Raw genomic sequence first — 24015 nt, 5'->3', positions numbered from 1 at the left:
TATTACTCACCTTTCAGTAAACGACCGAGCATATTGACACACATATCGTAAGGAACACTTTCTTTCATACTTTGTTGTAAGAAACCATCCAATTGCGGCTTCAAGGTAAAGGCACTATCAATGGCCGGATCGGAACCGGGTTTGTAAGCGCCGATTGAAACCAAATCTTGATTCTTACGACAAACCGACAAGACTTGTCGCACGGCTTTGGACATCAGGACGTGCTCGTCGGTCGTAATTTGCGGCATTACACGGCTCACAGACTTTTCTACATCAATCGCAGGGTAATGTCCGGCATCTGCCATTTCACGAGAGAGTACAATATGGCCATCCAAAATTGCACGAGAAGCATCGGCAATCGGATCTTGTAAATCATCCCCTTCCGTTAATACGGTGAAAAACGCAGTGATCGAGCCTTGCTCTGGGCTACCATTACCCGCCCGCTCAACCAGTGCGGGCAGTTTGGCAAATACCGAAGGTGGATAGCCTTTTGTCGCTGGCGGTTCGCCAACAGAAAGCGCAATTTCACGTTGCGCTTGAGCAAAACGGGTCAGTGAGTCCATCAACAGTAAGACGTCTAAGCCTTGATCACGAAAGTATTCAGCAATCGTCAATGCGGTTTGACAACCTTTCAAACGCATTAAAGGTGAAGAGTCAGCCGGAGCAGCTACCACGACAGAACGTTGACGGCCGTCCACTCCCAAAATTTCTTCAATGAACTCTTTAACTTCTCGTCCACGTTCACCAATTAGGCCAACCACAACCACTTGTGCTGTTGTCCCTCGAGTCATCATGCCAAGCGTGACCGATTTACCGACACCAGAACCAGCAAAAAGACCAATACGCTGTCCTTTGCCAACGGTAAGCAGACCATTAATCGCTTTGATCCCGACATCTAGAGGTTCTGAGATAGGTTTACGTGCAAGCGGGTTGATTGGCTCGGCATTAAAGGAAGCACGTTTTTCAGTGTAGATAGGGCCAAGTCCATCGAGTGGATTACCCACACCATCAATAACACGGCCAAGCAATTCCATACCAACAGGAAGACCCGTTTCACTGGTAAGTGGTGTAACTTTGGCGCCTGGAAGGACACCAGTAATTTGCTCTGATGGCATAAGGAATAGGTTTTCACCGGAGAAACCAACAACTTCAGCTTCTGTTTCTCCGTGCATGGTTTCAACTTTACACAAGCTACCAATTGGCGCACGACAACCTGTTGCCTCGAGTGTTAAACCCACGACACGGACTAGCTTTCCCGAAGCGACCGGACGACAAGTCAGTCCTTCCGTTTTGTACTGCCCAAGTCGCTCTGCCAGCGCCAGCATTACTCACCACCTTGATGGCGATTAACACCACAAAACGTCTGGATAACGCTACGTATGCGATCTTCCATACGATAATTAACGCTCGACTCACCCGCTTCAATCTGAACGTCACCGCGATTTAGCGCAGGCTCGCTAAGCAACGTCCAGTTGCGGAAATCCAATTCTTTTTCACCGTATGCAGAGCGAATGATCTCCACATCGTCAGGATGCAGTTTTAAGGTGATCGCGTGGCCTGAAATCGGTAATGACTCTACGGATTCTTTGATGGTATCTAATATGATCTGAGGGTTGGTTTGAACTTCAACATGCACCACTTCTTTCACCAGCGTCAGCACCATCTCAACCAACTGTTTTTCAACTTGAGCATTCATCAACTCAAGCGGTTGAGCAAACTGATTTGCTAACCCCACGAAGGTTTCAACTTGTTGTTGAATAAATTCTTGTCCTGCAGCAACGCCTTCCAGTTTCCCGGCTTCAAGTCCTTCTTGATGACCTTCCGAGTAACCCTGTTCTTTGCCTTTATCGTAACCTTGCTTAAAACCGGCTTCTTGACCTTGGTGTAAACCTTCCTGATACGCTTGTTGCTTGATCAGTTCAATTTCTTCTTCTGTCAGTTCGGTCGGAACTTCTTCAACAGGTTCTTCAAAGTCAGGCATCCAACTTGGATCATAATTGAGGGCAGTTTCTTTGGCCTGCTGATGGATTTCTTTGCCGTAGTCAGGCAAGCCCCAGCGCGTAGGCTGTTGCTCAACTATTTCATCGTCTGATAAACGTAAAAAACCACGCTTTCTTTCACCTGACATTGAATTTCAACTCTCTATTAACTGCATTACAAGAATTCGTCTGCACCACCAGACAACATCAGCTCACCAGCATCTGCCATGCGTCGTGCAATGGCCAGTACTTCTTTCTGAGCAGCCTCCACATCCGAAACTTTAATCGGTGGCATCGCTTCGAGATCATCACGCATCATCTCAGCTGCACGCTTAGACATGTTCTTGAAGACTTTATCTCGCAATGGATCATCAGCGCCTTTAAGGGCTTTCTGCAGTACATCTTGAGGCACATCACGCAGCAATTTCTGAATACCACCGTCGTCCACTTCGATAAGGTTTTCGAACACAAACATGAGATCTTGAATTTGAGTGGCCATGTCTTCGTCCTGATCGCGAATTTGCTCCATCAGGACGCCTTCCATGTTGTTGTCCATGTAGTTCATGATTTCGGCAGCGGCTTTTAGGCCACCAATTTTGGCGGCTTGTGCACCAGCTTGACCTGCAAACTGCTTCTCCATGATTTCGTTCAATTCAGCAAGAGCTGAAGGTTGAACTTCTTCTAGGTTTGCAATACGCATTACCAAATCGAGACGGTCACGTTCAGCAAACTGAGTAAGGATTTCAGCAGACTGATCAGGCTCTAGATACGACAATACAATGGTTTGGATCTGAGGGTGCTCGTTAATAATGATGCTGGCCACCTGACGTGGGTCCATCCATTTCAATGAGTCTAAGCCCTTCGAGCCAGTACCCAACAAGATCTGGTCAACAAGGTTGTTTGCTTTATCTTCACCCAGCGCCGCCACTAAGGCATTACGCATGAAGTCTTCGCTGCCCATACCAATGTTGGTGTATTTCTGAATATCTTCTAGAAAAGCTCGATGAACGGCACCGACCTTTTCTTGACTTAAATCTGCTGCGCGAGCCATGGCACTACCTACTCGCTGCACCTGTTTTGGTTCTAAATGGCGAATGATACCCGCTGCATCTTCTTCATTAAGACTAAGAAGCAGAATTGCAGCACGTTCTTCACCCGGGATCGCTGATATATCCACGGCGTTCTCTACATCCTCACCGCTCTCTCCCTGAGGTACTATTTCATTAGGCATCTTGCATCCAATTCTTCACTACTTGTGCCGCCAGCTCTGGCTCGTTCGCAACGAGCGCACGAACCGCTTTCAGCACATCTTCATCTTTATGCAGATTTGGCAGGTCAATTGTTGAACCAAATTCAAACAATTCACCACCGTCCATATCTGCACCAATTAAACTGGTTTCACCATCAGCACCAATTGGTAACCCATCCGGTCCGTAGAGTTGATCATCGTCTTCATCCGCAGCTGGGTTGAGCAGTTTCTTCATCGCAGGGCGAACAAGAACCAAAACCACAACAATGATGACCAACGCACTGGCAAACCAACGAATCCAGTCGTTGAAGTTCGGGTGTTCCCAAATCGGTACATCTTGAACCACTTCAAGTTCAGGCTCAGCAAATTGCATACTCAGTACATTCAGCAAATCACCACGATTCTGATCAAAGCCCACCGCACCAATCAGCACCTGACGAATCGAATTCAGCTCTGCATCCGTAAGTGGGGTATAAGTCGTTTCTCCACTATCAGGATTGACTACCGCACGATTCTTAATAGCAACGGCAACCGTTTGGCGATTCACTACGCCAGACTGACGACGTTCATGGCTGATGGTTGTGTCTAACTCAAAGTTGCGTGTCGCCTCTTTATGAACAGAGCCCTGACCAAGCAACGTGCCATCCTTCATTTGTGCCACGTCTTGAGGTATCGATGCATCAGCAGGCGGCTGATTACTAAGCGCTCCGGGAACACCAGCAACAACATTACCGTTATTATAGTCTTCCAGCGTGTATTCACTTCGAGTTGAAGGAGTATTCGGGTCAAACTGTTTACGAGTTTGCTCGATGGCACTGAAATCTAACTGAATATCAACTTGCGCGGTATAGTTGCCAAAACCGAGGATAGGGATAAGTACGGAGTCAATTTTTTCACGCAAGGCTTGCTCTTGTTTGCGTTCCAATTCATGTTCTTTACGCCTTGCAGCAGATGCTGGGTCTTGTGAGCCAGAGCTTAGCAAACGGCCATGTTGATCCGTTACCGTGACGCGGTTTGGCTTCATGCCAGGAACCGCACTGGCCACCATATCAACAATTGAATCTACTTCTTCTTGTTTCAGTGATGTCCCCATACTCAGTGTCAAGAACACAGAAGCTGACGCTTCTTGGTTATGACGTACAAAAACACTCTGCTTCGGCAAAGCCAACAAAACTCGCGCTTTGCGAACTTGCTTCATCTCTTCAATTGCTTTTGACAGCTGACGCTCACGACTGAGTTTCAAACGTTCTTGCTCTAGTCGCTGAGAAACACCAAAGCCCATGTCTTGTAATAGGATTTCATCGCCAGCATTGGTTTGCTGGTTCAGCCCCGCACGAACCATATTGAGCTTGAGGCTGTTGTAGTCGCTCACTGGCACCATGATGGTGTTGCCATCAAGCTTATAGTCTTGTTTTTGCTGATCAAGGTAATCCAGAACAGGGATCAGCTCTTCGGTTTCATAGGCGCCCAATGGACGCATTTCTGGCTCTTTAACCCAGAAAAACAGCATGACGATCAACGCAACACAAATGGATATGGAAAGCACCAAGACGACTTGACGTAGCAGATCAAGATCGCCAACGGCCATATCAAACTTTGAGCTACTTTGCTCATCGATATCGGGGTTTTGCGCATCCATACCAAGATCGGTATCCGAATGCGCGACCATAGCGGTATCGGTTGGCGTATCGGTTACAGCGAGGTCGGTTGATTGGTTTTGTTCAGACACAGACGTCACCTAACTTACACTGGCATGTTCATCAGTTCTTTGTACGATTCAACTAACTTGTTGCGTACCTGAATAGTGGCATCAAATGCCACGCTAGATTTGTTACGTGCAATCATGACATCCGACAATGAAACATTTTCATCGCCACGATCAAAACGCATCTGAAGGTTGCCAGACGTCTTTTGTAAACCATTGACGTTATTAATGGCATTGTTGAGCATCGCTCCAAAGTCAGCACCTACTTTCTGCCCAGTCGCTGCTGGCTTTGAATTTGCAGCTTCAAGCATCATTGCTTGCATTTCGCCTTGTAATCCATCAATTCTCATCGCTACCTCAGATGTCAACTCTTTGACCAAACGTTAGTTATAAACATGACGCTGCAAAGAGCATGCCATTTCATACGTTAGAATTAGTTAGGAATTTCAATGCCTGCATCGCGCATTTTGGCGAGCTTGTAGCGCAGCGTTCTTGGGCTAATCCCAAGCTTCTCAGCCATTTCTTTACGTCGGCCATTACATTCGCTCAATGTATCCAGAATAATGGCGTACTCTTGATCTCTCAGTTCTCCACCTAAGCCAGCTCCGCCCATATTTCGAGACAAATCGGGTTCAGCGATAGGCCTAACATCAGGAACGATCGTCCCCTGCCCTTCAACAACGTGTTGCAAGCTTGAAGCGTCTTGCCAATCAATGCCTTCAAGTAAGATATGCTCACTACTCACATGGCTGTTCTCACTGAGGATCAAGGCACGCTGAACCACATTATCAAGCTCACGCACATTACCTGGCCAACCGTACGCTAGAAGTTTATTGACCGCGTCTGGACTCACACTTGGTACTGGCATACCCAGTTTTTTACAGTGGCGTTCAATCAAGTGGTTTGCTAATGGTTCAATATCTCCCTTACGCTCACAAAGCGCTGGCCATGCAATTGGGAAAACATTGAGGCGATAATAAAGGTCTTCTCGGAAATTCCCTTCTTGCACATATTGCTTCAGATCTCGGTTACTGGTTGCTAACACCCGAACGTCTAACTTGATACTTTTACGGCTGCCAAGGCGCTCAACTTCACGCTCTTGCAATACGCGCAACAATTTGGCTTGCAGGTTTAAGTCCATTTCACTGATTTCATCAAGCAAAATGGTACCGCCTTGTGCTTGTTCAAATTTACCAGGGCATGCCTGAACCGCCCCCGTAAAGGCTCCTTTCTCGTAGCCAAACAATGTCGCTTCCAGCATGTTGTCGGGAATAGCAGCACAGTTAATCGCTACAAAAGGGCCATCTTTACGATTCGACGCGTTATGGATATAACGCGACATCACTTCTTTACCTGAACCACTTGGACCAAGCACCATCACGTTTGCATCGGTTTTTGCGACTTTATCAGCCAGCGTAAGTAGCTTGATACTTTTCTGGTCAGCCACAACAGCATCACCATTATCATCTGATTTAACTGGAGCATAGCGGCTTACCATATTCAGCAATACTTCGGGGGCAAATGGCTTCGCCATGTAATCAATCGCACCGTCTTTCATAGCTGAAACAGCATCTTCAATATTGGCATAAGCCGTCATCAATAAAACCGGTAGATTTGGCCAGTGTTGTTTGATATTACGGAGTAACGCTAACCCTCCCATACCCGCCATTTGAACATCCGATACCACGATATCAACCGTATTGGATTTGAGTTTAACCAACGCATCTTCAGCGCTGTCAGCTTCCAGCCACTCATAGCCCGCTAGAGCTAAAGTATCGACCAGCGCTTCGCGCAAGCCTTCATCATCTTCAACGATCAGTACTTTGCTTTGAGCCATTTTCTATTCTCCAGTAGTCAAATCTTGGGTTGGTTGCTGCTCGCGATCAAGCGGGATGCAGATGGTAAAACACGCACCATCCCCTTCTTCTGAAATCAGTTCTAACCTTCCATCATGTGCGCGACACACCATCTGAACGACAGCGAGACCGAGACCGGTTCCTTGTGAGCGTGTGGTGAAGAAAGGTTCCATAATTTTGCTTTGCAGTTCTGGGGGAACACCAGGACCACTGTCTTGAACTGAGATTTTCAGTTCACCATTCACCGGGCGGAAAAACACGTCAATTTGAGAGGCTTTACCCGCAATTTGTATCGCATTCATAACAAGGTTACTCAGCGCAGAAGCAATCGCATTCGCGTTACCCAGTAAGGTGGTTTGTTCTTGTTCAACTTCAAGGTGATAGTCGATATTGTTGTTTTTCACTGCCGCTTCAACCATTGGAGAAAACTCCGATACCAACGCTTCAACAGTGAAAGGTTTAACCACTTTATTGTCGCCGCCTTTGGCAAACAGCAACATGTCATTGACCTGTTTTTCTAGATCATGCAATCGATCCATTAGTTTGGTTTGAAAGCGATCTTTGGTAGCGGTAGGAAGGTTGGGAGCAGCAAGGTTCGAAGCATACAACATTGCGCTAGATAAAGGTGTTCGCACTTGGTGAGCCAGTGACGCTACCATTCGGCCAAGTGATGAAAGGCGTTGTAGATCGCTCACTCTGGCCTGCAATAAACGGGTTTCGGTTAAATCCGTAATGAGAATAAGTTGCCCAGTTTCAGAGGCAGAAATAGCCAACCGAACTTTGCGGCCATTGATGAGCGAGATTTCATGACCATCGTCCTCACGCGGAGAGAATGCTTGCTGAATGATCGCAAACCATTTTTCTCCTACTAAAGGGGTTTCAAGTAAACGATGTGCTTCAGGGTTTGCTTCGCGCACTACACCTTGCGTATCCAGCAAAATCACGCCAGCAGGCATAACGTCGAGTACCTGTTGATACCGTTCGACTTGTTGCTCCAACGAGCCGAGATGAGTTTGATTTTCTTGTGACGAAACTGAATGCATGTCGTATTTCTGCCTATAAAACAACAATAGCTTGGAATGCAGAAAGCATGCCAAGCTATTTTTCTTTATATTTCAGAAAGTTATACTACAGTCGACTTTTTGACAGCGTGGTTAAACTAACGTTGAAGATTGTACTTACGCATTTTCTCAACCAGCGTTGTCCGACGCATTCCCAGCATATCAGCCGCTCTTGCGACCACACCGCCTTGCGCTTCTAATGCTTGGTTGATCATATTCACTTCAAGATCAGCTAACATTTCTTTCAAGTTAACCCCCTCAGCAGGAAGTTCTTGAGGTCCTTCACCGCTATCTGGGAATGTCTCTGAATTTTCTAAGCTGAAGTTCTCTGAGAAGATATCTTGTAATACTTCACGCTCTTGTTCTTCAACAGAGCCAAAGCCATGATACTCAGGTTGGAACTCAGGGATATCACTATACCGATACTTTGTTGGTAGATGGTTCACATCCACTAAACTGTTCGGATAGAGAATAATCATGCGCTCAACAAGGTTAGCCAATTCACGTACATTACCCGGCCAATCATGTTCCATCAGCGAGTTAACTGCACGTGGCGTAAAGCAAATTGGTTGCGCCCCTTCAGCTTCCAAGCGCGTCATTAATTCTTGGAGCAGTAGCGGGATATCTTGTTTACGCTCACGCAGCGCTGGCATTTCAATCGGGAACACGTTGAGACGATAGTACAAGTCTTCACGGAACGACTCATCATCAATCATGGTTTCCAAATTACGGTGGGTTGCCGCCACGACACGAACATTTGCACGTATGGTTGTGTTACCACCAACACGCTCAAAGCAGCGCTCTTGCAATACGCGCAGTAACTTCACCTGCATCGACATTGGCATATCGCCAATCTCATCCAAGAACAAGGTGCCACCTTCAGCCAGCTCAAAGCGACCTTTACGGGCTGTAATTGCACCGGTGAACGCCCCTTTCTCGTGACCAAATAACTCACTTTCGAGTAAGTCTGGTGGTATCGCACCACAGTTGATCGGCACAAATGGCCCACTGCGACGAGAAGAATGGTAGTGGATATTTCGTGCAACGACTTCTTTACCTGTTCCCGATTCACCAAGAATCAACACGTTCGCTTCCGTCGCTGAGACTTGCTCAATCAGGTGACGAACTTCTTTGATCCCCATACTCTGACCAACCAGACTACGGAATAACGTATTTTTACGTGCAGATGCAAGAACGTTTACGCCTTTACGGCCAAGAAAATCTTTGCAGTGACGCAGTGCTTCACTAAGTTGCGGATAATTGAGAGGGTATTCCAAATCACCTACGTAATTAGGCAATTCTTCAACAGGATAAGAATGCTTACCCGCGATCAATAAAGGAACGTGGTTTGCGTGATTGAGTTTCTCACTTAGCTCAACAGTCAAATTTTTGCTTTGTAATGAGCCTACGATGCAGCCAGCCCATACTTCTGTCCAATCCAGTTCACTAACTTGATCCGACGAGATAGCTTCACACTGCTCTCCGACAAATTCTAATATGTTACTCAGATTGATGCGCGCGGCAGCATCATCTTCAATCACGAGTATTTTTGCTAAACCTTGCATAGGTGTGAATATTTGCCCTAATTTAAAACGTTGTAGCTGCGTTTTTTAAAATCGACGTTTAATTAATATAGGTGGTCGTCAAACATTAGACAATGTCAAAAAAACAGCAACAAAAAAAGCCACTAGGCTAAGAGTGGCTTCTATTCTATTTGATAAAAAAAATAAGGCAACCGAGCAATTACTCCATGTGACCTTTTACCAAAAGCAAAACGTAAACTTATGGATATTAAGTTAAATTTATCAGAATTGGCTTACATACCAACATCAGATGCAGTGAGGTTATGGAATTCTGTTGGGATTTGATCCCACGCTGATTTAATTTCGCGAATGATATCAATAACGTCATCTAGCATTTCAGGGTTATTTTGATGGTTTGCCGCAGTAATTTGAGTGATCATAAATTCATAAAGTTGATCTAAATTACGTGCAATATCTCCACCATCGTCCATCGATAAGCAACTGCGTAAGCTGATAATAATATCTAACGCTTTACCGAGGCGCTCTCCTTTTTGAGGGACATTGCCCTGTTGCATCGCTGCTTTAGCTTGAATCAGACGTTCAATCGCACCAGCCATCAACATTTGAACAATTTTATGCGGAGAGGCCGCACTGAGCTGGCTATCTACTGATACCTTCTTGTAAGCCTGTAACGAACCACGCATAACTTTCCTCTTAAATTCATAAAAACTTTTTGTATTGTTGCACCGATTTATTACCGTACCGATACTTGTGCAGTGCCTGACCCACTTGGTCAGTTTTTTCTTGCAACAAGGCAACAATGCTTTGTGTCTCCTCAATCGCTTGCTGCCACTGAGAAGTCTTTGCCAGTTCCGGACTTTGCTTTATTAAGTCTAGTAAACTTTGCAATATCTGTTCCCTTCTATCGACCAATTGGCCAATTTCTTCAGGATTTATTTCCTCATCCTTAAGCAGTAGACGAATATCGTGATCCATTTCACTTAAGAGAGTTAACTTCGCCTGATTATTATCCGCCCAGCGCATTCATCATCCCTGCCAATTGAGATTGCATTTTGCTCGTGGCGTCTTGCATCGCCGAAAATTTGGCATGCGTACGTTTTTCTAAACTATCCATTCTTCGGTCTAGTGCCGCTTGGTCATCTTGCAGGCGATACGTTTTATCAATCATGCTTCGCTCACGAGTCCGAATTGACCCCGTAACACCCGTCATTCCTTGGATCGCATCTTCTACCCGCTTAGCAAAGCCTTGATTACCACCAAAGAAGTCTTCTAGTTTATTGAAGTTATTGTTGATCTGGCGATCAAGCATGTCGTAATTGATCTCTAGCGTCCCTTGACGCGTAGTGGTAATGCCAAACTCCGTCAGTGACTTTAAGTCTTCTGGCGCTTGTTCGATTGATGAAGAAAAGACTGCTTTTAAACGTGAATCCGCATTGCGAACAATACTATCGCCAGACAAGGGCCCTGACATGCCCGTTCTTGGATCCACTCCCGACAATTCATTTGAGACCTGATAGAACTGGTTATAAGCCGCCACAAATTGCTCAATGTCTTCCCGTACACCTTGGCGGTCATATTCAATATCAATTTCCGAAGCTGGTTTACCCAGTTCGGTGCGGCCTTTCAGAGTTAAATCGACCCCTTCTATCGCATCTTCAATAATATTGTTGTGGCTTGATAGCACAGCAACACCATCAAGAAGTACCTTAGAGTCCTGCGCAGTTTGAACCTCTGTCATACCTCGGTAGGAATCAAATGCTGCTTGAGCCGCTTTGAGAGCGGCCTGAGCTTGATCAACTCGTTCTAAATAAGCACGCTCTTCGGGCTCCATTTTGGCCCGTTCCATCTGTTTCGCTTGCTCTGGGGTCAGCTCACCACTTGCGATGGCTTTATCAATTGCGGCCTGTTCTTGTGCAAGCTGTTGTTCCAACTTCGCTTGCGCTTCTTTTGGTGTCACATAAGAATCCGTTAAAGTGCCTGATGCGGTGTTGCTCCACCCGGGTACATCTGGTGCTTTTTCTTGTGCCTTACCATCAAGTTCAGGCTCTGGTTCCCAATATGAATCCAGTAAAGTCCCTGATGCCGTTTCACTCCAGCCCGGAATTCGCTCTTCTGGCTTGAGGTATTTTGAGGCTGCAATCCCCGCATTTGCGGCCGCCGTCATCGCGCTTGAAGACATTTCGTTGTCTGGCGTCGCTTCTTTCGCTGCATTCGGGTCTTTTTGAATCGCCGCTTGTTTAGCAGAACCGGCAATTTCCTGATCGACAACTTTTGCCGCTTCGATATTTTTCTCAGCGATCTTATCGGCAACAGCTTGTTCATCAGGCGTTAGGGGAGATATTAGATCTTGCGCTGTCGCACGAGCTTTCTCTAAATCGCGTACGCGTTGCTCTAATGTTTTGTATTCGAGTTTTTTGAGCGGATCACCGGTTTGTGCTTCAACATTGAGTTTAATTTGGTGATCTTCGCCAGAAAGGTTTGATGCCACGATCAATCGTGGACCTTGTACATCATTGATAACTGAGGCTCTTACCCCAGGATTACTTTTGCTGTCATTGATACCACGGACGATGTCAACCAGTTTCGAATTTTGCTGAACATCAATGGTAAATTCTTTACTACCTAACGAAACCTGCAGCTTACCCGGACCAAATTTTGCGTCTTTTTCTAAAACATCAGACGCAACCTTGTGGCTTTGGGCAAGCTGCAACACATCGACAGCGTATCTACCAGCGATAGCTTCAGTGGTTGCCGTCGCCGACACAACGCCTTCATCACTCGTATCCACTTTACGCGCGGCAAAGGCTTTTTCCTGACGAAAATTTGTCATCAGGTTTTTCATCGTATCCAGCGACTCTCTGAGCCGGCCATAGGCACTGATACTGGAATCAATTTTGGCGTGCTCGTTGTCGATACGCTGCTGTTTAGGCACGCGCTCCGCATCAACAATTTTGCTAACCATGGAATTGATATCCATGCCAGTGTTCATCCCCAGTGGGCCAAAACTCATTCAATCACCTCAAAACGGTCGACTACACCTTATCGTTCACCAGCCCTGATGAATAACGGGCTGTTTGAGCTCTAAGACGACGCAATATTTCCAACATTTCCTCATCGGGTATCTGACGGATAATATCGCCAGTACTCGCTTCGTAAATGGTCACAACATCTCTTCCGGCTTCTTCATCGACCCGGAAAGATAAACCAGTATTGATGGACGCAATGAAATCATTCATTTGCTCCACCATTCGTTCCCGCTCTGCCCTATTTAACCTCTCGCGTTCTTTTGCCAGCTCGATGGCCTTTTCGACAGTTTGCGTGGACTTCTGGCTTACCTCAGAGGGTTGCTTCCCTTCCGATTTAGAGGAAATACGTTGATTTCCATCATGTTCTGAAGCAATTTTAGTGCCACTTTGTGAGCCGTAAGGCTGGATGTTCGATGTGTAGGATGGTATTTCCATAACAATCTCCCTTCCACCTTATAGGTGAGCAATATTGCTATTGCTTTTCCCAATAAGCTCCAATCGAACCTATCGATTAACCTAATAAGCTAAGAGCTGCCGATGGTGACTGTTTCGCTTGCGCCAGAACCGAAGTACTTGCTTGCTGCAAAATCTGAGATTTTGTCATCTGCGTCGTTTCTTTTGCATAGTCAGTATCCAAGATACGGCTTCGAGATGCGTTAACGTTCTCGTTAATGTTATCGAGGTTGTTAATCGCATGACCAAAACGGTTCTGGAATGCACCCAGTTCAGCACGTTGGCTATCTACGGCCTTCAAAGCACCATCAATCACTGAAACAGCCATCTGAGAGCCCGCGACTGTACTCACATCAACATCAGCAACGGTCACATCTTGAGCCGCACCAAAACCAATGTCTGTACCTAACGCACCACCAATGGTTACATCACCAGAGACTTTCTGCGTTGCCGCAAACAGCTGAAGCTTGCCATCTTCACCAACGGAAGCTTTCACATCTTCACTTTGACCGTTGATATAGGTTGCAAGCTGTTCTATGTCATCACCGACTTTCGCGTTAATCGTCAGATTTTGTGCATCACCATGTTTATCAGTATAGCTCATCGTCATTTCTGTCGTACCGGCCTCAACGGTCCAGTCTGCGGCTTTACCCGCAGCAGCAGTGTACGATTTACCACCCATGTCCATAGTGTCTGAACGCATGTTGCCCATGGTCAGCATTACTGCTTCACCCGAGCTCGCGCCGATTTGAAAAGATTGGCTACCAAAACCGCCATTAAGCAGTTTGTTACCACCAAAAGATGTGGTTTCTGCGATACGGTTTAGCTCATCATTTAGAGCAGATACCTCTTCCTGAATTGCAAGTCGTTCGGAACGAGAGTTCGAACCGTTCGATGATTGCAACGAAAGATCACGCATACGTTGAAGAATGTTGGTGGTCTCGTTCATTGCACCTTCGGCAGTTTGTGCAATCGAGATACCATCGTTCGCGTTCTTCACCGCCATGTCCAAGCCACGGCTTTGAGAAGTCAAACGGTTAGATATTTGTAAGCCAGCAGCATCATCACGGGCACTATTTATTTTATAGCCCGATGACAAACGCTCCATCGACTTATTCATACCGTCAGCAGCGTTGTTTAAATAACGCTGTGCGGTCATCGCCGACACGTTCGTGTTTACGTTAATTGCCATAATTGATCTCCTTAGGCATATGAGGGCGATGCATCGCAGTGTCTCTCACCTCACTTTGACGCATCTCATTTCTCTCAGTCTCTTAACGGCCGCCCCTAAAATAGCTTTAGAGAAAAAATGAACTTTTTTCCGAATTTCATGTTTTGAGCGAGAAAACGTGATCGCTTTCAAATAGGCAACGCTAAATATTGGCGAAAAGAAGGAGATGAGCTAATGGAGAAATTTAGGCATAAAAAAATCCAGCCGAAGCTGGATTTTTTTCGCTTTAGATATGATTAACCAAGTAGGCTCAATGCTGAGTTTGGCGCTTGTTTTGCCTGTGCCAAAATAGAGCTTGATGCTTGAGAAAGAATTTGCGACTTGGTTAGCGCCGTTGTTTCTTTCGCGAAGTCGGTATCTTTGATACGGCTCTTCGATGCGTTTACGTTTTCGTTAATGTTATCTAAGTTGTTAATCGCGTGGTTAAAGCGGTTTTGGAATGCACCCAACTCTGCACGGTGGCTATCTACATACTTCAGTGCAGTATCGATAATTGCAACCGACTCTTGAGCACCGCCAACTGATGTTACATCAATCGTATCCACCGTCACAGCTTGCGCAGCACCCATGCTCAGCTCACCCGCTAGACCACCAGAGAATGCAACCGCACCATCAACTTTATTGTTACCAGCGAAGACTTGTAGCTGACCATCTTCGTTTACCGATGCTTTTACCATATCGGTTTGACCGTTGATGTAGGTTGCTAACTCTTCAATATCATCACCTTCTTTCGCAGTGATATTGATGGTTTGAGCAACACCAGCTTTATCTGTCAGGTTGATAGTTAAATCGTTCGCACCCGCTTGTACAGACCAGTCTTTGTCTTTTCCATTAGCCGCTTGGTAACTTGAGCCACCCATACCTGTGGTGTCTGAGCGCATGTTGTTTAGTGTCAACATTACTGCTTCACCATTATCGGCACCGATTTGGAAAGACTTCGTTGAATAGGTGCCGTTAAGTAGCTTGTTACCACCAAAAGATGTCGTTTCTGCGATACGGTTTAGTTCATCATTCAATGCTGTGATTTCTTCTTGAATCGCAACACGCTCTGATTTTGAGTTTGAGCCGTTTGCTGATTGTAGAGACAAGTCACGCATACGCTGTAGGATGTTGGTACTTTCATCCATTGCACCTTCAGCAGTTTGAGCAATAGAAATACCGTCATTCGCGTTGCGTACCGCTACATCAAGACCACGACTTTGAACATTCAAACGGTTTGAAATTTGTAGACCTGCGGCATCATCTTTTGCGCTGTTAATTTTGAAGCCAGAAGATAGACGCTCCATTGAAGTCTGTTGTGCATTTGTCGCGCTATTTAGGTAACGCTGCGCTGTCATTGCTGATACGTTAGTGTTTACATTCACTGCCATGGTGATTTCTCCAATTGATTTTCCGATGTATCCGGTTTCCGACGTCTCGGAAAACCAAGTAGTTCTCTCAAAGTTACTTTTATTAACGGCATGCTTTTCTAAATCTTTAGGGAAAAAGTAAGTTTTTTTAGAAAAAAGTACCGTTAGAAGGTGAAACGTGATGAGTTAATAGAAAAAGGTAAAAAAGTCGTTTTTTTTACTAAAGGTTCTGAAACTGCTGTCGATACCTCACTCTTATCCTAATAATGTTAGAGCAAGGTTTGGCTGTTTCTTTGCCTGAGCAAGTATTGATGTACTCACTTGTTGAAGGATTTGCTGCTTCACCATTTGCGTGGTTTCTTTTGCATAATCGGTGTCTTTAATACGACTGTTTGATGCAGCAAGGTTTTCATTCACATTGGCCAAGTTATTAATCGCATGATTAAAGCGATTTTGCTTAGCTCCTAAATCTGCACGATGGCTATCCACGTATTGCAGAGCGGTATCAACGATTGCCACTGCGCGCTGCGCACCACCAACGTTGGTTATGTCAATATTATCAACCGCTTCATATCCCACTAACCCGAGCTGCAATTCACTGGCTAGGCTGCCGGAAAACGACACCGTTCCTGATGTTTCCTTTCCGGCCATAAAGAGCTGCAATTGCCCTTCCTCATTGACAGACGCCGACACCGCATCCGTTTGACCGTTGATATAAGTGGCTAGCTGTTCGATGTCATCGCCTGCTTTAGCGTTGATCTGAATGGTTTGTGACTGGCCACCAGCATCGGTATAGCTCATCACTAACTCATTGCTGCCTGCTTGTACGTTCCAATCCGCCCCTGCTTTCGCCGCAGCTTGGTAACTAAAACCACCCATAGCGATAGTATCCGAACGCATGTTATGCAGAGACAACATCACTGCCTCGCCTGAAGCCGCTCCAATTTGAAATGAAGATTCTCCAAACGAACCATTGAGCAATTTTCGACCACCAAAAGCGGTCGTTTCAGCAATTCTGTTCAATTCATCATTCAAAGCGGCCATTTCTTCTTGTAAGGCTTGTCGCTCAGCTTTGCTGTTGGAGCCGTTTGCGGACTGCAAAGACAAATCTCGCATCCTTTGCAAGATATTGGTGGACTCATTCATTGCCCCTTCTGCGGTCTGCATAATTGAAATGCCGTCGTTCGCATTTCGCATTGCCACATCAAGACCTCGCATTTGCGATTCGAGTCGATTGGATATTTGTAGGCCAGCGGCATCATCCTTTGCACTATTAATACGATTCCCTGAAGACAAACGCTCCAGAGATTGGTTCAGCATAGTCGTCGCGTTATTTAGGTAACGCTGTGCTGTCATTGCTGAAACATTAGTATTAACCGTGATTGCCATAATGCCGTAAATTTAGTTGATGAGTTCCATCTTTATATATCGACAAAAAAACGGCTTTCTTTAACGAAAAAACCGAGCAGATAATGCTCGGTTTTTGTTCTGAATGAATCAGTTAGTCATCTAAATACGATCACTTTAGCTTGACGTTTTGCAGTAGCTCTACTGAAGGTGCAAAGAAATAGGCACCAGTAACCGCTTTCGAAAATCGCAGCAATTGGTCTGTTTTACCGTCTGTAACACCATACATGCTTTCTAGCATCGCTTTAAAGTTATGTAGTGTGTTGCAATAAGCAATAAACAGCAAACCGTGTTCACCCGATGCAGAGCCGTAAGGTAGGCTGTGACGAACGATTTTTAGCCCTTTACCTTCTTCTTTAATATCAACACGGCCAACGTGTGAAGCGGCTGGCACATCATCAAGCTCAATAGAATCTGGCTTAGTACGACCCACCACTTTTTCTTGTGCAGAGATATTTAAACGGTTCCAAGCAGGAAGGTTATGTACAAAACGCTGCACCATTACATAGCTACCACCAGCCAGTTCCCCTTGAGGAATGATCGCCACGGTTTGGCGTGCTTCATCTTTCGGGTTTTCAGTTCCATCGACAAAGTCTGTCATATCACGCGAATCAAGGTAGCGGTAACCATAGGTTTCATCCACGACTTCCACATCTTCAGCTACTTCAGCCAATAGCTTACGTAGTACATAAAAGTGCAAATCATGACGTTGAGAGTGGCAGTGGATCAATACATCCACATCACTTGCTGGTGCAACAGCATCACCCTCACCTAAGACAGGAAAATCAATCAGATCTTCTGGCATTGGCGCATCGAGTTGCTGCCAAAAAGCCTTGGTAAAAGCAAGGGAGAGAGTCAGTTCCGCACCAGGCTGGCTTTGGTTTAGCTCTTCAACCAAAGCGGGTAATGCTTGCAGTTGAACTAAAACTTTTGATGGGTTCTGACATACTTTGATCTGAGTGTATAACGCAAATGGGCCTGCGGTTGGCAGGATTGCACTCTGAGGTTGTGACATATTATTTCCTCACATTATTATTTTTTGCTCAGTGTAGTGACTTTCACACTATGCACTTTGATTATGATCAGTCTAGTGTTCGATGCTGTAATTTTGAGTTTTCTTATGCCTGAGGTATTGCGAGTGCATCCCTAACCGTTTTGCTTTTACGTAAATACAGGATAAACCAAAGCAATAAAACAAGGGTGGCCGCATTTGCCCAGCTAAATGCACCAAGCTCAAGATAAATGTGGTACAGGGTCTGGCCAAATTGAGCCAGCGCCGTCATTAACGTAATTCCCCGTCCCCAACTCACTATCTTATTAACCCAACGTCGCTCGGGGTTACGCAAGCTGATCAACCACATTAATACAATGCTTGGTACGCCCATCATTAGGCCAAGATACAGCATCGAATGATCTGGATAAACGATACTCAAAATCTTACTGCCACTTTCTCTACTGGCACCCGCAACGACAAATACCACCCAAGCCTTAGCCATAAACATCCAGCCAAGCCATAACCAGCGAGGCGCTTTCAAAAAGCCATTGCTGTCATATTGTTCAATCGCGTATCGCACAAATCTATTCGTCGAAAATTAAGTTACGCTCACTGTAACTTAATGATTAGAAATTACTACTGCTAACTTTGTTTTGTCGATCGAACTCGACGCCAAGAGAAGAAAAGAAACAAGATAAGTAAAATGATGGGCGCTCCCCAAAGAAGAGCATTGGGTAGAGAAAAGCGCGGTTTATAGAGCACAAAATCCCCAAAGCGCGCCGTCATATACTCAACAACTTCTTGCTCACTATTGCCTTGGTTCATCATTTCAAACACCACCAAACGTAAATCTTTGGCGATAGGTGAGTTGGATTCAACGAGGTTCTGATTCTGGCATTGTGGGCAACGCAATGTTTTTGCCAATGCAATGGCTCTTTGTTGAATTTGTGGCGTGTGAAATTCAAACAGTTCTACTTGAGTTACAACGGCTTTATCTGCGGCGACGAACTCAGTGTCTACCGCGCCATTCACACTGCCAATGCTCAATACGGTGAAGACTAAAGCGACCCAAAATGCTTTCACAAGCAACCATCCTTATTCCGAAAAGTACGCAGCAAAGGAGCTTTGCCAAACAGAAGGTTTTAGCAAACCCGAGAATTTAAGGACGATTTTACCCTGCTGATCAACAAGGTATGTTTCTGGTGTACCCACTACCCCTAAATCTAATGCGACAAGCCCTTTGGGATCATAGATGATCTGCTGATATGGGTTGCCTTGAGCTGATAGATAACCGGAGGCCGCCATACGTTCATCCCGATAGTTAAGGCCAATAATCGGCACACCAGATTGGCTTAACTGCATTAAATAATCGTGCTCACGTTTGCACACGCCACACCATGAAGCCCATACATTCACAAGTTGGTACGGCTGCTGAAATATTTGAGTGGAGAGTGCCAAATCAGGCTCGTTTAAACTCGATGCTGAAAAGGCAGGAAATACTTTCACGACGCTTTGTTGGGTTCGATCGCTTTGCTGATAGAACAAACCAAATAAGATAACCGCAGCCATGCAAACGACAACGATAATGAGTAGGGAAAGGTTACGAGTTTTGGATCGCTTCATAGCTACGGGTAGTCAGTTTAAATGAACGGGTTAAATGGATCACACCACCTACCATACCAAGTAGTGCACCAAACCACACCCAACGAATATAAGCTTTGTATTGGAGTTTGACGGCGTAGGCATTCTGCGAAACTTTTTCACCAAGAGTGACGTAGTAATCGCCATGCCAAAACCGTTTGATTGCTGGCTCACTCATGTTCATGACTCTTACAGGGTAATGGCGTCGCTGAGGTAAAATGGTAAATCCGTTTGTGTCAGCACTGTAAAATTCGATCACACCTTGCTCAGCAGTGTAGTTGGGGCCAACCAACCACTGAGTTTCCTTATACGTTACTTGCCAGTCGTCAAACTGGGTAACAGTGCCGGGTTCTAGCTTCCGACTCAGTTCATAGGAGTGGTGCGCATTCATTGCCGCCCCTACCGAACAAACAGCAATACCAATATGTGCCCAGACCATAAAGGCCGTCTTGCTTGGTGCGCTAAGCCACAGCTTGGCGTGTGTTAACAAAACCCAAATGGCTAAACACCATACCAACCACACTAACAGCGAGTATTCACTAACCTGCACACCATATATACCGCTACCAAGAATGATGGCTGTCACCATCAAGGTGACAATTTGGTTTCGACTGACCGTACAGCCACTACGCCATTTCAATAACGGCACTATCCCAATACCCAGCAGAGCTAACAGTGCCATCGGTGTGATCAGTAAATTAAAATAAGGTGCGCCAACAGAAATATTTCCAAGCCCAAGCAGCTCATACACCATGGGATAGAATGTGCCTAAAAATACGGTAAAAGTGGCAATCGACAAAAGCCCAAGTGCCAGTAATAACACATAACTACGGCTCAACAGTGCTTGGATCGGTGCGGTTTTAATGTGCTCGGACTTTAGGATCAGTAATGAAAAACTACACAGCAGCACAACAACGAGAATAGCCAACAGTGCAATACCTTTGCCGGGGTCGACCGCAAACGCATGGACCGAAGTCAACACGCCAGAACGAACGATAAAGGTCCCTAAAATACTTAAACTGAATGTAATAAAGGCCAATGCAAAAGCCCATTGAGGAAACATCCGATGTTTTGAAGCACTCAACAACGCATGTAGCAAAGCCGTTCCAGTTAACCATGGCAGTAAGGAGGCGTTTTCTACTGGGTCCCAAAACCACCAGCCACCCCAGCCTAATTCGTAATAAGCCCACCACGAACCAAGCACAATCCCCGCAGTAAGAAATACCCACGCACTAATAGCCCAAGGGCGAGCCAGCTCAGCCCAATTGGTCATGACGGTGGATTGCAATAATGCCGCGCACGCTAAAGCGAGCACTGTTGAGTAGCCGATATAACCAAGATAGAGCAATGGAGGATGAAAAATGAGCCCAATGTCTTGCAGCATTGGATTTAAGTCACGACCTTCAGTCACATAAGCGGATGCGTACTCAAATGGGTTAGAAGCCAGTAATGTGAACCAACCAAATGCTGATACCAGCAAGCCCATGATCCACAACACATCACATTGAAATGTTTTCTGCCAACCTTTGGCAAAGCTAATCAATGCCGCCCAACCACTTAAGGTCATCACCCAAAATAGCATTGAGCCTTGATGCCCTCCCCATACCGCCGCCAGTTTATAAAAAACCGGCAATTGGGAATTAGAATGTGAAATCACATAATCAAAGCGAAACTGATCGGTAAAAAAGCAGTAGCCTAACGCAAATAAACTGAGTAAAGAGAGGAGGCTCACCAAACGTGAATTCGCAGCAATACTGATAGAATTACTGCTGCGATACCAACGGTGATAAACGTAGTGAACACTTTGCAGTGATGACAACACTACTGCAAGTATTAACGCACCAAGGCCAACCTCTCCTACTCCAATCATTTATACGATCGTCATCTGTCCAGCGTAAAGAATAAAGGTACGCAGCATCAGCACCCCGACTAGACTTAATGTGGTGACGATAAACACAAAACCACCAGAATGCTTGAGCGTTTTTGGAGCAATCGCATTCAGAGTCAGTGGCAGCAACATACCAATCAGCACCACCCCAATCCAAAACCAATTGGACCAGAACCCACCACCAATCGCATTCCACGCCGCCGCTTCATTTTGTCCACCACTAAAAATTAGCCCGGTAAAGAAGGTCACCAAAACGAACAGTTCAAATAACACAACTGGTCGCTCGAACCCATGAACCCAACTGACGCTTGGGCTGTGTGCTGACTCTTTGAATACCAAAATGCCAAACAGCAAACTGGCAGCCGCACCCGAAGATAAACTGGAGAACAAAAACAGAATTGGTAGCACCGGATTATTCAGCATTGGGTAGGTTTTGAGTGCTGACAATAAGAAGCCTGTGTAAGCCGCCAAAACAACCGCTAAAAGTCCAAGGAACAACTCAATCGCATTGGTGAACTTGCCAGACTTGATCAAGAACCCATCAATAAAATCAAGCAAACCACTTGGCAGTTTTCCTTCAAAGAAAGAAACGATCGGATGGCGGAATAAAACCCCAATCCAAACAAACAACACGATCATGTAGACTTGGAATAAAATTACCCCCATCGACATGACCGAGCTAGGATTGTAGTAAATCATGATCTTCCAGAACTCAAGTGGCTTGGTTAAATGAAAGATTAAGATCACTAAGCCCGCAATAATGCCAAATGGAGCAAGCCAAGCCATCGCTTTCATAATACCGTTGTTCGCCGGATCTCCTTCAATAACCTTACGTTTTAGATATATCGCAATCATGACTGCACCTGCCGACATCCCAGCAAGGAATAAATAGATAGCAATGATCCAATCCCATACCAGCGAGTCGAAGTGGAATGCACTTTCCCATCCATTCATAATTAAATCTCCCCTTTCTGGTGCGGTACTTTGTACAGCTTAGGCTTGGTGCCTAGATGTGCCTTGTCACGATAAACCACTTCAGTGTTTAACACTTGGCTGATCTCACTATTTGGATCGTTTAAGTCACCAAAAATCAGCGCTTTCGTTGGACAAGACTCCACACACGCAGGTTGTTTACCGTTGGCCAAATTGGTGTCACGGCAGAAATTACATTTATCCGCAGAATGATCTTCAGGATTAAAGAAACGCACTTGATAAGGACACGCCGCTAAGCAGTAACCACAGCCCACACATTTCTCTTTGTGAACATCAATAATGCCGGTTTTCTCATCTTTATAGGCTGCACCTGTCGGACAGACGTAGACACATGGCGGGTTTTCACAGTGCTGGCAAGATTTACGAGTAAAGCGGTAATCAATATTGGGGTACTCGCCTTGCGGCTCACTGCGGATGATTTCAAGTCGAGAAACACCTTCAGGGACTTTATTCACTTCACGGCACGCTTCGGTACATGCGGTACAACCAATGCAAGCAGTTTCATCATGGACCATGCCATAACGCACCTCACCAACAACTTCTTCATTGGCTAACGTTTTACGGCTACTGATCACCGCAGTTCCAGCAACACCAGTTGTAAAGATCAGAGCACCGGTTCCAGCTAAGAAATTACGTCGAGAACAACTCATATCACCGCTCCTCTTTCAATTGGTTAAAGTCAGAGTGGCAATCCACGCACATCTTGATTTTCTCTTTGCGCTCCAGTCCAAGGATCTTGCCTTTAGAAGCATGGACATTGTGGCAGTTTGAACACGTGAGATTATTGGCGTGAACATCATGGGTCCAGCTGTCATCCCTGAGGTACTCAGGCTTATGACAATCTGTACATTGACTGTTCGCTTTGAGGATCAGATCAGGGTCCATAAAGACTTTCTCAGTCCCTTTTTGCGATTGCGCGCTTGAAAACTTAGTGACAAGAGGCGCACCCTCGCGGTGGTCTGGTCCGATATTATTGTGACATTCCGTACAGTTCACATCGCGTCCGAGGATTTTATGTGCCTCTTCACCATGCGAACCTAATAACGTTTCTTTTGAATCCTTATGACATTGGACACATTTATAGTCCCGGTCACGGATAAGCTCGACTTCATGACGTGATGACGACTCATTAGCAACAGCAGCAGAATCATCAGCAACGGCATGGAGAGAATAACCATAGAGGCAAAATGCGAGAAGAGATTTCAGCATTATGACTATGGCCAACTTTATATTGCCCATATTATCCTTTCCTTAAACCACTTTTATTATTTCTTTACAAGGTCATAGTAAAAGTTGGTCAAAATTAACTTCCTTTGGTATCAATAAATCACACCAAATGAGATCAATTCTTATTTTGGATTAGCCACAACGCTACGATGACTATATTACTCCTATGCCTCTTAAGAGGTAGTTAAAAAATATACAAAAAGCGACCTGTATCACCATCTTTTTTTACCTCACCTCTACTGTAAGTCATTGATGATAATGAATTTCATTTGTACGCATACATGTCACCAACTAACCCTTTAGGGGTATATAAAATTAACTTTGAAGTAGATCACTGGTGTAAATTGATCCAAAACAAGCATTAATTCTTCACTTACACATTTTGTTTCAATTCTTATCTAGAATACACATT

At 45.3% G+C, this 24015-nt stretch carries 23 protein-coding genes; all 23 read right to left on the bottom strand.

Annotation, left to right across the window (positions count from 1 at the left end):
• Positions 1-2 precede the first annotated feature (2 nt).
• Positions 3-1325 (bottom strand): flagellar protein export ATPase FliI, encoded by a 1323-nt coding sequence (gene fliI / locus ACQEXU_RS16895; protein ID WP_427011690.1) that lies wholly within the window; start codon positions 1323-1325, stop codon positions 3-5.
• Positions 1325-2128: a flagellar assembly protein FliH gene (gene fliH / locus ACQEXU_RS16890; protein ID WP_367986942.1), complete on the bottom strand. Its 804-nt coding sequence runs from the start codon at positions 2126-2128 to the stop codon at positions 1325-1327. The genes fliI and fliH overlap by 1 nt, the downstream gene beginning before the upstream one ends.
• A gap of 26 nt (positions 2129-2154) precedes the next feature.
• On the bottom strand, positions 2155-3210 hold the full coding sequence (fliG, locus tag ACQEXU_RS16885) for a flagellar motor switch protein FliG (RefSeq protein WP_367986943.1): 1056 nt from the start codon (positions 3208-3210) through the stop codon (positions 2155-2157).
• Entirely contained in the window at positions 3203-4957 is a 1755-nt protein-coding gene (fliF, locus tag ACQEXU_RS16880) for a flagellar basal-body MS-ring/collar protein FliF (RefSeq protein ID WP_427011689.1), read from the bottom strand. Before fliF ends, fliG begins: the two co-directional genes overlap by 8 nt.
• 14 nt (positions 4958-4971) lie before the next feature.
• Entirely contained in the window at positions 4972-5283 is a 312-nt protein-coding gene (gene fliE / locus ACQEXU_RS16875) for a flagellar hook-basal body complex protein FliE (RefSeq protein ID WP_367986945.1), read from the bottom strand.
• Between the two features lie 83 nt (positions 5284-5366).
• Positions 5367-6770 carry a sigma-54-dependent transcriptional regulator gene (locus tag ACQEXU_RS16870; RefSeq protein ID WP_427011688.1) on the bottom strand — a complete coding sequence of 468 codons (1404 nt, stop codon included), beginning with the start codon at positions 6768-6770 and terminating at the stop codon, positions 5367-5369.
• A 3-nt stretch (positions 6771-6773) separates the two neighbouring features.
• Entirely contained in the window at positions 6774-7832 is a 1059-nt protein-coding gene (locus ACQEXU_RS16865) for a sensor histidine kinase (protein ID WP_427011687.1), read from the bottom strand.
• 116 nt (positions 7833-7948) lie between these two features.
• A complete protein-coding gene (locus ACQEXU_RS16860) occupies positions 7949-9415 on the bottom strand; it encodes a sigma-54 dependent transcriptional regulator (protein ID WP_367986948.1) in 1467 nt (488 codons plus the stop codon).
• Positions 9416-9666: 251 nt separating this feature from the next.
• Complete coding sequence (gene fliS / locus ACQEXU_RS16855; protein WP_367986949.1) at positions 9667-10077, bottom strand: flagellar export chaperone FliS; 411 nt, start codon at positions 10075-10077, stop codon at positions 9667-9669.
• A gap of 16 nt (positions 10078-10093) precedes the next feature.
• The gene (locus ACQEXU_RS16850; RefSeq protein ID WP_367986950.1) at positions 10094-10417 is read right to left on the bottom strand and encodes a flagellar protein FliT; all 324 of its coding nucleotides are present in this window, start codon (positions 10415-10417) and stop codon (positions 10094-10096) included.
• Complete coding sequence (fliD, locus tag ACQEXU_RS16845; protein WP_427011686.1) at positions 10401-12404, bottom strand: flagellar filament capping protein FliD; 2004 nt, start codon at positions 12402-12404, stop codon at positions 10401-10403. The genes ACQEXU_RS16850 and fliD overlap by 17 nt, the downstream gene beginning before the upstream one ends.
• A gap of 22 nt (positions 12405-12426) precedes the next feature.
• Positions 12427-12855 carry a flagellar protein FlaG gene (gene flaG, locus ACQEXU_RS16840; RefSeq protein ID WP_367986952.1) on the bottom strand — a complete coding sequence of 143 codons (429 nt, stop codon included), beginning with the start codon at positions 12853-12855 and terminating at the stop codon, positions 12427-12429.
• Positions 12856-12931: 76 nt separating this feature from the next.
• Positions 12932-14065 (bottom strand): flagellin, encoded by a 1134-nt coding sequence (locus ACQEXU_RS16835; protein WP_367986953.1) that lies wholly within the window; start codon positions 14063-14065, stop codon positions 12932-12934.
• A gap of 275 nt (positions 14066-14340) precedes the next feature.
• A complete protein-coding gene (locus ACQEXU_RS16830; protein ID WP_367986954.1) occupies positions 14341-15474 on the bottom strand; it encodes a flagellin in 1134 nt (377 codons plus the stop codon).
• A 234-nt stretch (positions 15475-15708) separates the two neighbouring features.
• Complete coding sequence (locus tag ACQEXU_RS16825) at positions 15709-16842, bottom strand: flagellin (protein WP_427011685.1); 1134 nt, start codon at positions 16840-16842, stop codon at positions 15709-15711.
• A 130-nt stretch (positions 16843-16972) separates the two neighbouring features.
• A complete protein-coding gene (locus ACQEXU_RS16820; RefSeq protein WP_427011684.1) occupies positions 16973-17875 on the bottom strand; it encodes a Dyp-type peroxidase in 903 nt (300 codons plus the stop codon).
• A 103-nt stretch (positions 17876-17978) separates the two neighbouring features.
• Positions 17979-18434, bottom strand: coding sequence for a DUF2919 domain-containing protein (locus ACQEXU_RS16815; RefSeq protein WP_367986957.1), 456 nt, complete (start codon positions 18432-18434; stop codon positions 17979-17981).
• Positions 18435-18496: 62 nt separating this feature from the next.
• Positions 18497-18937, bottom strand: a complete 441-nt coding sequence (locus ACQEXU_RS16810; RefSeq protein ID WP_427011683.1) for a cytochrome c-type biogenesis protein CcmH — start codon at positions 18935-18937, stop codon at positions 18497-18499.
• 12 nt (positions 18938-18949) lie between these two features.
• Entirely contained in the window at positions 18950-19477 is a 528-nt protein-coding gene (locus ACQEXU_RS16805; RefSeq protein ID WP_427011682.1) for a DsbE family thiol:disulfide interchange protein, read from the bottom strand.
• On the bottom strand, positions 19455-21365 hold the full coding sequence (locus ACQEXU_RS16800) for a heme lyase CcmF/NrfE family subunit (protein ID WP_427011681.1): 1911 nt from the start codon (positions 21363-21365) through the stop codon (positions 19455-19457). Before ACQEXU_RS16800 ends, ACQEXU_RS16805 begins: the two co-directional genes overlap by 23 nt.
• Positions 21366-22337: a cytochrome c nitrite reductase subunit NrfD gene (gene nrfD, locus ACQEXU_RS16795; RefSeq protein ID WP_427011680.1), complete on the bottom strand. Its 972-nt coding sequence runs from the start codon at positions 22335-22337 to the stop codon at positions 21366-21368.
• Between the two features lie 2 nt (positions 22338-22339).
• Positions 22340-23026, bottom strand: a complete 687-nt coding sequence (gene nrfC, locus ACQEXU_RS16790; RefSeq protein ID WP_367986961.1) for a cytochrome c nitrite reductase Fe-S protein — start codon at positions 23024-23026, stop codon at positions 22340-22342.
• A gap of 1 nt (position 23027) precedes the next feature.
• The gene (nrfB, locus tag ACQEXU_RS16785; RefSeq protein ID WP_367986962.1) at positions 23028-23615 is read right to left on the bottom strand and encodes a cytochrome c nitrite reductase pentaheme subunit; all 588 of its coding nucleotides are present in this window, start codon (positions 23613-23615) and stop codon (positions 23028-23030) included.
• Positions 23616-24015 lie beyond the last annotated feature (400 nt).

This window comes from Vibrio sp. TRT 21S02 (genome assembly GCF_050113675.1).
In the GTDB taxonomy this organism is placed as follows: domain Bacteria; phylum Pseudomonadota; class Gammaproteobacteria; order Enterobacterales; family Vibrionaceae; genus Vibrio.
The sequence above is the reverse complement of the archived record's forward strand: the minus strand, read 5'-3'. Positions and strand labels throughout refer to the sequence as shown.